The sequence below is a fragment of the Pseudomonas turukhanskensis genome (assembly GCF_027922365.1).
Lineage (GTDB): Bacteria > Pseudomonadota > Gammaproteobacteria > Pseudomonadales > Pseudomonadaceae > Aquipseudomonas > Aquipseudomonas turukhanskensis.
Genome location: NZ_BSFN01000003.1, coordinates 194,528 through 206,387, shown reverse-complemented (window position 1 = coordinate 206,387; position 11,860 = coordinate 194,528). Strand labels below are relative to the sequence as shown.

The following is an 11,860-nucleotide window of genomic DNA, read 5'->3' as shown; positions in this document are numbered from 1 at the left end:
TTCAGGCTTCCCATGTCGTCCACGCTATCCCCCCGCGCCCGCTCGCTGGTGCTGCTGCTTTCGTTTGCTGCGGTGTACATCGGCTGGGGCACCACGTACCTGGCCAACCATTTTCTGCTGCTGGAACTGCCGCCCTTTGTCATCGTCACCCTGCGCTTTTTTCTCGCCGGCAGCCTGGCGTTGCTCTGGGTAGTGGTCAGTGGCCAGGCGCGTATTCAACGCAGCGATTGGGGCGGCGCGTTTATCGGTGGCTTGATGCTGATCACCGTCGGCCAGGGCGCCCTGCTCTACGCCAACCAATACCTGCCCACCGGTTTGCTGGCGATGCTCTATACCTCGCTACCCATCTGGAGCGTGGCGCTGGAGTGGCTGCTGGGCGACCGCCCACCGCTGTGGGTGCTGTGTGGCCTGGTGCTGGCCTCGATTGGCATCGTGCTGCTGATGAGCAACGGCCTGGGCAGCGCCGCCACCGCGCAGCAATGGTTTGCCGGCAGCCTGGTGGTGGCTGCCACCTTGATGTGGGCGGTGGGTGCGTGGCTACTGCGCAGCCGGCCATCGTTTCGCTCCACCTGGCTGGGCATGAGCCTGCAGATGCTGATCGGTGCACTGATGCTGGCGCTATTCGCCGCCTGGCGTGGCGAATGGAATGACCTGCACCTGTCGCAGCTGTCCGTGCATGGCTGGTGGTGGCTGGCCTATCTGGTGCTGCCGGTGAGCCTGGGCGTGTATCCCGCCTACTTCTGGCTGCTGCGTGAAGTGCGGCCAAGCCTGGTGTCGACCTTTGCCTTCGTCAATCCGGTGATCGCCTTGCTGCTGGGCTATCTGCTGCTGGGCGAAAGCCTGGGGATGGCCGCGCTGGTGGCGTGCCTGGTGACGCTGGGTGGGGTTATGTTGATTATCTTCGGCAGACGCTGACATCGCCCGGCGGATATCCGCGATGCGGATATTCGCCCTACATATGGCGCACGCAGGGCGTAGGGCGAATATCCCCACAGGGGATATCCGCCGATACCATGCTCCGATTAGCGACGCCGAACCTTCTCCTCACTTCCAGTCCTTCAACGCCTGATCCGCCGCCTGGTTCAATGGCTTGGCCATCAACCCGGTGGGCGACAGGCTTACGGCGTACACCGCGCCATCGGCCATCGGCAAATACGTCACCCGCAAGGCCTGCGGCTTGAACAGAAACAGATCGTGCTGCCCCAACCGCAACCAGCGCCACAGGTCGATGCCGTACGGGCTTTTGTTCAGCGGCGCACTGGCGTTCTGCGCCAGCTCCTGCTGTTCAATGGCCAGAAAACGCCCAGACAATTTTTCCAACCGATAGCCCGGCTGCAACCCAATCAACGCCGCCAGCCCTTTCCATTCGAACATCCGCGCATCCAGCTGCCAGAGGTCGCCCTCAAGGCTGACGCTGCGCTCGTCGGCGCCTTCGAGCAGGGTAACCCGGTAGCGTTGCGGGCCGTCGGCCTGGAAGCTCAGGGTGACGATGGGTTTGTCTTGCGGCAGTGCGTCGTAGCTCACCAGGTCGTAGGCCACCACGCCGATCAGTCCGGCCAGGGCCAGAAACGCCAGCCCCGCCGTACCGCGCAACCAACCGAGAAACCAGCTGCGGTTGAGCAGAATCCGCGCGGCGACCAATACGGCCAGTAACGCCAGCAGGGCGATGCCCCACGCCAGACCGTCATACTGCATAAAGCCAATTCCTTCTGCGGCAAATAGGCGGCATTATGCGCAGCCGCCCCGTCCACGGCCAGCCGGCATTCGGCGCAATCTGACACCAGTCGACCTTTTTATGCCTTTGGAACTGCTTGTAGACCCCACCACCCTCGCCATTCTCGCCGGGGTTGCCTTTATCGCCGGCTTTATCGATGCCATTGCCGGCGGCGGCGGCCTGCTAACCATGCCCGCCCTGCTCACTGCCGGCATACCGCCGCACTTGGCCCTGGGCACCAGCAAGCTCTGCGCCACCTTCGGCTCAGCCACCGCCAGCCTTACCTTCTACCGCCGCAAGCTGTTCGACCCCAGTGCCTGGCGCTATGCCCTGATCGCCACCGCCGTGGGTTCGACGCTGGGCGCCGCCATTGCCCACTGGCTGCCTGCCGAATGGTTGATGCAGATGCTGCCGGTGGTGGTGTTTGCCTGCGGCGTGTACCTGCTGTTCAGCCGCACGCCCACCGCACCGGTAATCAGCGACGCGCCGATTCCCCGTCGGCGGCAGTGGCCGCAAGGGTTTGCCTTGGGTTTCTACGATGGCGTCGCCGGGCCCGGCACCGGCGCATTCTGGACAGTCAGCTCGCTGCTGCTCTACCCGCTTGATCTGCTGCGCGCCAGCGGCGTGGCGCGCACCATGAACTTCGTCAGCAATATCACTGCGCTGGTGGTGTTTATCATTGGCGGCCAAGTGGCCTGGGTGCTCGGGCTGAGCATGGGCGTGGCGCTGATGGCCGGGGCATTTCTGGGGGCGCGGACGGCGATCTCGGGCGGCTCGAAATTTATCCGCCCGGTGTTCATTCTGGTGGTGCTGGCCTTGACTGTGCGCCTAGCCTGGCAGCACTGGTTCGGGCAAGCCTAAATGGCGCGCCAGGTATATATCGATCAGGTAGCGAGCAATCGAGCGTGAGGCCGGCAGCGGCGGCAAGTTATCGAGCTTGAACCACTGCGCGTCTTCGATTTCCTCTTCCTGACGCACGATTTCACCGCTGGCGTATTCGGCGTGAAAGCCCAGCATCAGCGAGTGCGGGAAAGGCCACCCCTGGCTGCCCAAGTACTGGATGTTCTTGATCTCGACACCCACTTCTTCACGCACTTCGCGGGCCACGCAATGCTCCACCGACTCGCCCGGCTCAACGAAGCCGGCCAGCGTGCTGTACATGCCCGGCACATAGCGCGGCGAGCGCGCCAGTAGAATTTCATCACCGCGGGTCACCAGCACAATCATGCTCGGCGACAGCCGTGGGTAATGGGCCACCTGACAATTCGGGCAACTGGCCGAGCGGTCCGTGCTGGAGCGCTGCGTGCGCGTGCCGCAACTGCCACAGAAGCGGTAGTTATCGGCCCACGTGGCGATCTGTGAGGCAAAGCCGAGCAGCCGGAACGTGTCGGCATCGCTTTGCATCATGATCTGGCGCAGCGTCTGCAAGCCGCAGCCCTGCAGCTCCGGCGCGTTGGCAAAATCTAGCAGGTAGATGGCATCGCCATCGAAATGGCCCAGGCCATGTTCTTCGAAGGCTGGCAAATCCTGGCGTTTCAACCAGTCGCGGGGAAACAACACACCATTGCTGTCGGCCAGAAAGCTGCCGCGAAAATGCGCCAACGCCCAACCGCCACCCTGGCTGATAGCCAGTACCGCAGGTACCCAACTTTTACTCATCAGGCAGCCACCTGCAAACCAAGGGCGCGCACGCTTTCGGCGGCCAGGTCGAGCACGCTCGGCACCGTTTCCGGGCGCAGCACAGCGCCGCCTTCGAGGTAGTACTCAAGGCTGGTCAGGGCATCGGCGAGGGTTTCGAGCATCTGTTCGGACGGCATTTGCGGCGCCTCCAGCATCTGCGTCTGGATGTAGTCGGCGCAGGCGCCCACCAGCAGCGCGGCGCGCTCCTGATTGAGGAACCACAGGCCACCACGCACTGCTTGCAAGCTGAACGGCACGTTGGCCAGGTGCAGCTTGTCGCCATTGGATTCTAGGTATGAAGTGATCGCGCGCTTGGCCAGGGCCAGGCCGGCTTGCGACTCGTCCACCACCACAATGCGTGCTTCGTTCAACTGGTGCTGGGCAAACGAAGTCGCTTCATCGCCGGGCTGCACGTCCTGCGGTCGGGCATCGCGGCGCTCGCCGCTTTCCAGGCTCGCCACCATGCTTTCGACATACAGCACCGCGTCGGCCATCTTGTGCAGCGCCGGCACTTCAATCGGTTCGGCATCGTTCCAGCGGGCCACCACTTGCAGCTGGCTGCTGAGGGTGGCGCCTGCGGAACTGAGGCCGACCATGCCGAGGGTTTTCGCCAGCTTGCCAAGCAGACCATGCAAGGTGGTCAGGCGCTCACTGTCGACGGTGCCGCGCTCGATCAAATCAAGCAGGTCTTTGACGCTCGCCAGTTCCTCGCGGATGGCCGAGGACAACGAGCGCATCACCGAGCGACCCGGGCCGGCCAACAGTTGCGATTCTTCTTCAAGCAATTGATCGGTAAACGGCAGCGCCGTCAGGCCGAACACTTCGCGCACCTGGGTGGCCAACGGGCCACGGCTGTCGGCCAGGGCCACCAGGTACAGCAGTTCTTTAAGCAGATTGCGTGGCGCTTCGTAGCTGGCGTTGCCGAGCAGCTGTTTGAGCTCGCGGTCGATACGGGCGAACAGCTGCTTGCGCGCCTTGCGCGGCAATAGTTGGCCATCCACTTGCGCTTCCAGCGCGGCCGCGCCAATCCAGCACAGGCGACCACGGGGTTGGGTGGCGAATAGGCTGTCCAGCCGCGTCAGCGCCCGGCCCATCAGCTTGAGCCCGGCCTGCGGGCCGTCTTCGCGGATAAAACCCAGCAGCCCCACCTGGTACATCTGGCGCAACCGACGCAGGTCGGCGGCATGGGCACTGACATCCACCGCGGTACCGGTATCGGGGCGGGTCTGGTCCAGGCGCGCGCTAAAGAAGAAACTCTCCGGCAGCGGCGGCTGACCACCTGCGGCGCGCAGGTCATTGATGGCCGGCAGCAGCAATTCCGGCAGCTCCTGGCGATGCATCTCGACGTTTTCCAGGTAACGGCGCAGCACGTGCAAGGCGTTGTTCAACGCCGACAACTGCACATCGCGTTCTTCACCGGCGCCTTCGGGAATATCAGTGGCCTGTTCCAGCACTTCCTGGGCCAGCAATTCGGCGCCAGCCAGCTCGATCAGATTGAGCGTGCCGCGAATTTGCTGCAGGTACTCCACCGCTTGTTGCAGCAGGCTGCCGTTGTTGCGCTCGGCAATAAACTGCTCAAGGCTCAGTTCCGCCTCTTCCATGGTGGCGAACAGCTCGTCGCGCACCAAACTAAGGGATGTGGCTCCAGAAACCATGGCCTACTGCGCCTCCCGCGCCAATGAGAAATTCGCGCGCATCAGTCTGCGAATTCCGGCTTTTGCTTGCTCATGTGCGCGGCCATGGCAATCCGCAAATCAGGGGACTGCAACATGTTGGCATTCCACACGGCCACATATTCCAAGCCATCGTCTACGCGGTGATCGCGCATATAGCCAATCATTTTCTTGGTGCCACGAATCGCAATCGGCGATTTGCTGGCGATTTCGCGGGCAATGCCGAACACGCCATCAAGCAGCGCGGCTTCATCAACAAAGGTGCGGTTCACCAGGCCAATGCTGCGCGCTTCTTCACCGCCGATGGTGCGGCCGGTGTACGCCAGCTCACGCATCATGCCGTCGCCGATAATGCGCGGCAGGCGCTGCAAGGTGCCGACATCGGCGGCCATGCCCATGTCGATTTCCTTGATGGAGAATTGTGCGTCGAGGGTGCTGTAGCGCATGTCGCAGGCGCTGATCAGGTCGATGGCCCCGCCCAGGCAGTAGCCCTGAATAGCCGCCAGCACTGGCTTTCTGCAGGCGTCCACGGCATTGAACGAGGCTTGCAGTTCGAGAATCTTGCGGCGCAGCACGTCGGCGTTGCGGCCGGGGTCTTTACCCAGCTGATTGCCGACCTGTGCCAGCATCATCAGATCGATGCCGGAGGAAAAATGTTTGCCGGCACCGGAAATCACCACCACGCGAACTTCGTCGTTGGTGTCGATCCAATTGAAGATTTCCACGATTTCGGTCCAGAAGTCGGCGCTCATGGCGTTGACTTTCTCTGGACGGTTAATCACCACATGGGCGATCTTGTCGGCCAGTTCTACACGAAACGCTTTGTAGGCGGACATCTTGGCCTTCCTCTTCTGCTGCACGCGAGTGCATAGAACGTTGTTATGAATAAAACCGGGCAACTATAACAAGCACGGAACAAAAGTCGATGCCGGCGGTGTGACGCAGACCACGCTGCCGGTCTTCACACCCCTGCTTGACTAAAGCCCTTAAGCGCTTGATCTGTCTGGTATCTTGCCGGCGTCCAAATCCCTATTCGAATAAGGTCCACCGCGTCATGACAACCTCGCTTGCCGCCGCCTTCGGCAGAAACTTTCTGGGGCACTCCCCGCGCTGGTACAAGCTGTGCATTCTCGCTTTTCTTATTCTCAACCCGCTGGCCCTGTGGACACTGGGCCCGGTGGTGGCCGGCTGGCTGCTGGTGGCCGAGTTTATTTTTACCCTCGGCATGGCGCTCAAATGCTACCCACTGCAACCCGGCGGCCTTCTGGTGCTCGAAGCCCTGCTGCTGAACATGGCCGCGCCTCAAGCGCTGTATGAGGAGTTGGCGCACAACTTTCCGGTGATTCTGCTGCTGATGTTTATGGTCGCCGGCATCTACTTTATGAAAGACCTGCTGCTGTTGGTGTTCTCCAAGCTGTTGCTGGGGGTCAAATCCAAAGCGCTGCTGGGCCTGACGTTCTGCCTGTTGGCGGCGTTTCTTTCCGCCTTTCTGGATGCACTAACAGTTATTGCCGTGGTGATTACCGTGTGCCTCGGTTTCTACCAGGTGTTCCACCGCTTCGCCTCGAACCAGGCCAACCACGATGACGCCAACGACGACCATATCGCCGACCAGCAACGCCAGGAGCTTGATCAATTTCGTTCGTTCCTGCGCAGCCTGTTGATGCACGGCGCGGTGGGCACGGCGCTCGGCGGTGTGTGCACCCTAGTCGGCGAGCCACAGAACCTGCTGATCGGCCATGAGGTGGGCTGGGACTTCGTCACCTTCTTCAAACACGTAGCGCCGGTGTCCATGCCCGTGCTGTTCGCCGGTTTGGTCACCTGCGTGCTACTGGAAAAATTGCGTTGGTTTGGCTACGGCACCGAACTGCCGACATCGGTGCGCAGCGTGCTGGCCAAGTATGCCGCAGACCAGGCGCAGCACCGCACCGTCGCCGATACCGCGAGCTTGATCGTGCAGGGTTTGGCGGCCATCATTCTGATTGGCTGCCTGGCCTTCCATGTGGCCGAGGTTGGCCTTATCGGTTTGCTGGTGATCGTGTTGATTACCGCCTTCAGCGGCATCACCGACGAGCACCGCATCGGCAACGCCTTCAAAGACGCCCTGCCCTTTACCGCCCTGCTGGTGGTGTTTTTTGCCGTGGTGGCGGTGATTCATGAACAGCAGCTGTTTACCCCGATCATTCAGGCGGTGCTGGCCCTGCCCAGCGAGCAGCAACCGACCATGCTGTTTATCGCCAACGGCCTGCTGTCGGCGATCAGCGACAACGTGTTTGTGGCCACCATCTATATCACCGAGGTGAAACGCGAATTCGCCGCTGGCTCCATGAGCCGCGAGCACTTCGAAACCCTGGCGGTGGCGATCAACACCGGCACCAATCTGCCAAGCGTGGCGACGCCCAATGGCCAGGCCGCGTTTCTGTTTTTGCTGACCTCATCGTTGGCGCCGCTGGTGCGCTTGTCGTACGGGCGCATGGCGTGGATGGCGTTGCCGTACACCATCGTGATGAGTGTGCTCGGGTGGTGGGCGGTGGCACATTGGTTGTAAGGCGCTAACGATTCGCTTGCGGGCCAAATCAATCGAGGCTGAAGCCTCTCCTACGAAAAACGGTGATCCGGCGTAGGAGAGGCTTTAGCCTCGATGCTTTTGATTCACAACGTCGCAACCCCATGCACCCGGTTACGCCACTGCCGCCAGGTGTACAGCGGAATGCCCGCCATCAACACCAGAAAGCCCCAGAAAATCGCCTGCTGCCCAGTGCCGTAGAGCGCCCACATCGAATACACAAACCCCAGGCTGCCAATCGCCACCAACAATCCGCGCTCGCGGGGTTTGAAGGCCTCCGGTTTTACCGCCAAAAACTGCAACAGCGCCGCCGTGCAGAAGGCGTACGGCACCACGCCGGTCATGGTGCCGAGCAGAATGATCACGTTAAACACCTCCACCAGATCGCCCTGCCCGTCGATCAGCACCAGCAAGGTCACGAGTACGCCGGACACCAGCAAGCCGTGAGCCGGCACATTGTGTTTGTTCACCTTGGCCAGCGACTCCGGCAGCAAGCCATCGCGCGCAGTGGCCATGGGAATCTGCCCTTGCAGCAGCACCCAACCATTGAGCGCACCCAGGCAGGCGATCACCGCGCCGCCGGCCACGAAGTAATAACCCCACGGCCCCAGCAGCACCTGCGCAGCATCGGCAAAGGGCGCGGTGGAGCGCATCAATACGTCCGGCGGCAGCACACCTTGCACCGCGGTGATAGAAAGGATGTACACCGCTGCCGCCACCACGGTGCCGAAGATAGTGGCGCGCGGAATGGTGCGCTTCGGGTCTTTGACATGCTCGGCCGGCACGGTCGCCGACTCCAGGCCGATAAACGACCACAACGTCAGCGCCGCCGTGGTGGCAATCGCCGTGGCGTAGCCGCCGCCACCGGGCAAGTCTTCTACGGGCGGAATGCGCAGGTATTCGGGGTGAAAGGAGAACCAGCCAAGAATGCCGATCAACAGCAGCGGAACCAGCTTCAGCGCCGTGAGGATGTTCTGCACCACCCCAAAGGCGCCGATGCCGCGCAGATTGATCAGGGTGCACAGCCAGATGGCCGCGATGGCAGTGCCAATTGCCAGCGTCGGGTCGCGCAGCGCCGGGAAAAACACTTGCAGATACCCCACCAGGGTGACCGAAATCGCCGCGTTGCCGATCCACGCGGCTTTCCAGTAGGTCCAGGCACAGAGGTAGCCGGCAAAGGCACCGAAGCCATCACGGGTATACGCGTAAGGGCCACCGGCAGAGGGGTTGAGGCGCGACAGACGCGCAAAGGTCAGGGCCAGAATCACCGCCCCGGCGCTGGAGATCAGCCAGCCAAAAAGGCTCAAGCCACCGAAGGCGGCCAGCGCCGAGGGCAGCAAAAACACCCCCGAGCCGATCATATTGCCTACCACCAATGCCGAGCAGGTCCAGAACCCCATACTCCCTGATGCGTTCTGTTGTGCTTGATCCTGCATGAAACCCCCGAAACTGAATTACTCCTTGATGCAGTCAACGGTATAGCAGCGTCCTTCGGGGCTGTCTTGGTGCTGCAGACCGTGCACATCGGTATCGAAGCCAGGGAAGCTGCGGTCGAACGTACGGGCGAACGCCAGGTAATCGATGATCGAGCGGGTGGCCTCGGTAAAGCGCTCGCCCGGCATGATCAGCGGAATGCCCGGTGGATACGGCACCAGCATCACCGCCGCAATTCGGCCTTGCAGTTGATCGATAGGCACCGCCTCCACCTCACCGCGTACCAGGTGGTTGTACGCGTCGGCCGGCTTGATCGCCACTTCCGGCAGCACCGTGTACATACGTTTGAGCGCTTTTGGCGTGGCGTTTTCGCGGTAGCAGTCGTGCAGCGCATCGCACAGGTCGCGCAGGCCCATGTTCTGGTAACGGGCGTCCTCACGCACAATCGACGGTAAGCAATTGCTCAGGCGCACGTTGGCGTCGTAACTGCGCTTGAACTCCAGCAGCTCAGTGAGCAAGGTGCTCCACTTGCCTTTGGTAATGCCCATGGAGAACAGCACCAGGAAGGAATACAGGCCGGTCTTCTCCACCACCAGGCCACGTTCCCAAAGGAACTTGCTCACCACCGCAGCCGGAATGCCACGCTCGCCTAAGGCACCGCCCGCGGTCAGGCCCGGGGTCACCAGGGTGACCTTGATCGGGTCGAGCAACACGTAGTCATCGGCTACATCACCGAAGCCATGCCAATCCGCATCAGGCTGCAACACCCAGTCGGCGGTGGTCACATGGTCGGCGCCTTCAGCCAGTGGCGGTTGCCAGATGCTGAACCACCAATCGTCCGCACTCAGGTTCTGCCGCAGGCTGGCCAGCGCGCGGCGGAAGCTCAGCGCTTCGTCAAAGGTTTCCTGAATCAGCGAGCGCCCGGCCGGGCCCTCCATCATTGCCGAGGCCACATCGAGAGAGGCGATGATGCCGTACTGCGGCGAAGTGGAGATATGCATCATAAAGGCTTCATTGAAGCGATCACGGTCCAGCTGGCGCGCGCCGCCGTCCTGCACATGAATCATCGACGCCTGGCTGAAGGCCGCCAGCAGCTTGTGGGTGGAATGGGTGGTAAACACCAGCGGGCCATCGTCGGTGCGCGAGGTGCCCATGCCATAACGGCCGGCATAAAACTCATGGAACGCGGCGTAGGCGTACCAGGCCTCGTCAAAATGCACCACTTCCACGCTGTCGCCGATGGTCTGCTTGATCAGCTCGGCGTTGTAGCAGAGGCCGTCGTAGGTGGAGTTGGTCACCACCACCAGCTTCACCTTCGGCGCGCGACCGCGAGCCAGCGGGCTGGCATCGATCTTCGCCTGGATGGATTCGCGGGTGAACTCGCTCAACGGAATCGGCCCGATAATGCCCAGCTCGTTACGCTCCGGGCTCAGGTACAGCGGGATGGCGCCGGTCATGATGATCGAATGCAGAATCGACTTGTGGCAGTTGCGATCCACCAGCACCAGGTCGTCACGGCCGACCATGGAATGCCAGACAATCTTGTTCGCCGTGGAGGTACCGTTGATCACGAAGTAGGTGTGGTCAGCGCCAAAGTTGCGCGCGGCGCGGGTTTCGGCTTCGGCCAGGGGGCCGGTGTGGTCCAGCAGCGAGCCCAGCTCCGGCACCGATACCGAGAGGTCCGAACGCAGGGTGTTCTCGCCGAAGAACTGGTGAAACGCTTGCCCCACCGGGCTCTTGCGATACGCCACGCCACCGCCGTGGCCGGGGGTGTGCCACGAGTAATTGGACTCGGCCGTGTGCTGCACCAGCGCTTTGAAAAACGGCGGCAGCAAGGCATCGAGGTAGGTGCGCGCCGCACGGGCCACCTGACGGGCCAGGAACGGCACGGTGTCTTCGAAGAGATAAAGCAGACCACGCAGGTGATTGAGGTCGGCCATCGCTTCGACCGGCGCATTCTCGATGGTCACCTGCTCGCCCAAGGCAAAAATCGGCAACTGCGGTGCGCGTACACGGGCAATGCGGATCAGCTCGATCACATCATGCAGCAGACGCTGATTCTCTCCTGCCCCTTCGGCGGCTACCAGAATGCAGGCCAGGCCATGGTGGGTCGAAGCCACGATGCGGCCTTCGGTGGAACTGGTGGTAGAGATAATGGTGAAACCCTCGAGCTCCAGCTCGCGGGCGATCTCCCGCACACGGTCGCCGGCCACGGTATCGGCCTTGATGTCGCGGTGCACGATAAGAACGGGAAACTTGAGGTCTTTGTACATGTGTTAGCGCCTGAAGAGTGACCGGGCCCTGGCCCGCGCAGCCGTCAGGTTAGAGGCTCACCCGGATGGGCGTAACCCCCTGGCGCGGGGACTGTACGAAAACGTCGCAAAACAAACTCATCGGCTCTGCACCCCTCTCCCGCGTGCGGGAGAGGGGCCAGGGGTGAGGGCAAGGCCAGGCACCGACGATTGGCGCTCCCCCTCACCCCAACCCTCTCCCTCAGGGAGAGGGGGCTGAAAGGTGATGACGGCACGAACGTCGTTCTGCACCCCTCTCCCGCGTGCGGGAGAGGGGCCGGGGGTGAGGGCAAGGCCAGGCACCGACAATCGGCGCTCCCCCTCACCCCAACCCTCTCCCCCAGGGAGAGGGGGCTGAAAGGTGACGAAGGCACGAACGTCGTTCTGCATCCCTCTCCCGCTTGCGGAAAAGGGGCCGGGGGTGAGGGCAAGGCCAGGCACCGACGATTGGCGCTCCCCCTCACCCCAACCCTCTCCCTCAGGGAGAGGGGGCTGAAAGGTG

Annotated in this window: 9 protein-coding genes; 3 read left to right on the top strand and 6 right to left on the bottom strand. The window is 62.2% G+C overall.

From position 1 onward, the window contains the following. The first annotated feature begins 12 nt into the window (after positions 1-12). Positions 13-915 carry an EamA family transporter gene (locus PKE98_RS07320; RefSeq protein ID WP_271194615.1) on the top strand — a complete coding sequence of 301 codons (903 nt, stop codon included), beginning with the start codon at positions 13-15 and terminating at the stop codon, positions 913-915. Between the two features lie 129 nt (positions 916-1,044). Here PKE98_RS07320 and PKE98_RS07315 read toward each other — a convergent pair whose 3' ends face one another. Continuing rightward, positions 1,045-1,695: a hypothetical protein gene (locus PKE98_RS07315; protein WP_271194614.1), complete on the bottom strand. Its 651-nt coding sequence runs from the start codon at positions 1,693-1,695 to the stop codon at positions 1,045-1,047. A gap of 100 nt (positions 1,696-1,795) precedes the next feature. On the opposite strand from PKE98_RS07315, the gene PKE98_RS07310 reads away from it, so the two are divergent. Further along, positions 1,796-2,575 carry a TSUP family transporter gene (locus PKE98_RS07310; protein ID WP_271194613.1) on the top strand — a complete coding sequence of 260 codons (780 nt, stop codon included), beginning with the start codon at positions 1,796-1,798 and terminating at the stop codon, positions 2,573-2,575. Here the strand turns inward: PKE98_RS07310 and nudC are convergent. Genes nudC through PKE98_RS07295 form a run of 3 tightly spaced genes read right to left on the bottom strand, consistent with a single transcriptional unit; the run spans position 2,543 to position 5,903 of the window. Continuing rightward, a complete protein-coding gene (nudC, locus tag PKE98_RS07305; RefSeq protein WP_271194612.1) occupies positions 2,543-3,373 on the bottom strand; it encodes an NAD(+) diphosphatase in 831 nt (276 codons plus the stop codon). The genes PKE98_RS07310 and nudC overlap by 33 nt on opposite strands. Further along, positions 3,373-5,049, bottom strand: coding sequence for a FimL-related protein (locus PKE98_RS07300; protein WP_271194611.1), 1,677 nt, complete (start codon positions 5,047-5,049; stop codon positions 3,373-3,375). Before PKE98_RS07300 ends, nudC begins: the two co-directional genes overlap by 1 nt. A gap of 41 nt (positions 5,050-5,090) precedes the next feature. Next, positions 5,091-5,903 carry a crotonase/enoyl-CoA hydratase family protein gene (locus tag PKE98_RS07295; RefSeq protein ID WP_271194610.1) on the bottom strand — a complete coding sequence of 271 codons (813 nt, stop codon included), beginning with the start codon at positions 5,901-5,903 and terminating at the stop codon, positions 5,091-5,093. Between the two features lie 218 nt (positions 5,904-6,121). Between PKE98_RS07295 and nhaB the strand changes: the two genes are divergently transcribed. Next, positions 6,122-7,615, top strand: a complete 1,494-nt coding sequence (gene nhaB / locus PKE98_RS07290; RefSeq protein WP_271194609.1) for a sodium/proton antiporter NhaB — start codon at positions 6,122-6,124, stop codon at positions 7,613-7,615. Between the two features lie 104 nt (positions 7,616-7,719). Here the strand turns inward: nhaB and PKE98_RS07285 are convergent, their stop codons facing one another. Both PKE98_RS07285 and ldcA read right to left on the bottom strand, forming a co-directional pair. Beyond that, a complete protein-coding gene (locus PKE98_RS07285) occupies positions 7,720-9,033 on the bottom strand; it encodes an amino acid permease (RefSeq protein WP_271194608.1) in 1,314 nt (437 codons plus the stop codon). Positions 9,034-9,087: 54 nt separating this feature from the next. After that, the gene (ldcA, locus tag PKE98_RS07280; protein WP_271194607.1) at positions 9,088-11,340 is read right to left on the bottom strand and encodes an Orn/Lys/Arg family decarboxylase; all 2,253 of its coding nucleotides are present in this window, start codon (positions 11,338-11,340) and stop codon (positions 9,088-9,090) included. Positions 11,341-11,860: the final 520 nt, after the last annotated feature.

Coding starts and splice junctions, on each gene's coding strand:
- PKE98_RS07320 (WP_271194615.1), top strand. CDS start 13: ATGTCGTCCACGCTATCCCCCCGCGCCCGCTCGCTGGTGCTGCTGCTT.
- PKE98_RS07315 (WP_271194614.1), bottom strand. CDS start 1,695: ATGCAGTATGACGGTCTGGCGTGGGGCATCGCCCTGCTGGCGTTACTG.
- PKE98_RS07310 (WP_271194613.1), top strand. CDS start 1,796: ATGCCTTTGGAACTGCTTGTAGACCCCACCACCCTCGCCATTCTCGCC.
- nudC (WP_271194612.1), bottom strand. CDS start 3,373: ATGAGTAAAAGTTGGGTACCTGCGGTACTGGCTATCAGCCAGGGTGGC.
- PKE98_RS07300 (WP_271194611.1), bottom strand. CDS start 5,049: ATGGTTTCTGGAGCCACATCCCTTAGTTTGGTGCGCGACGAGCTGTTC.
- PKE98_RS07295 (WP_271194610.1), bottom strand. CDS start 5,903: ATGTCCGCCTACAAAGCGTTTCGTGTAGAACTGGCCGACAAGATCGCC.
- nhaB (WP_271194609.1), top strand. CDS start 6,122: ATGACAACCTCGCTTGCCGCCGCCTTCGGCAGAAACTTTCTGGGGCAC.
- PKE98_RS07285 (WP_271194608.1), bottom strand. CDS start 9,033: ATGGGGTTCTGGACCTGCTCGGCATTGGTGGTAGGCAATATGATCGGC.
- ldcA (WP_271194607.1), bottom strand. CDS start 11,340: ATGTACAAAGACCTCAAGTTTCCCGTTCTTATCGTGCACCGCGACATC.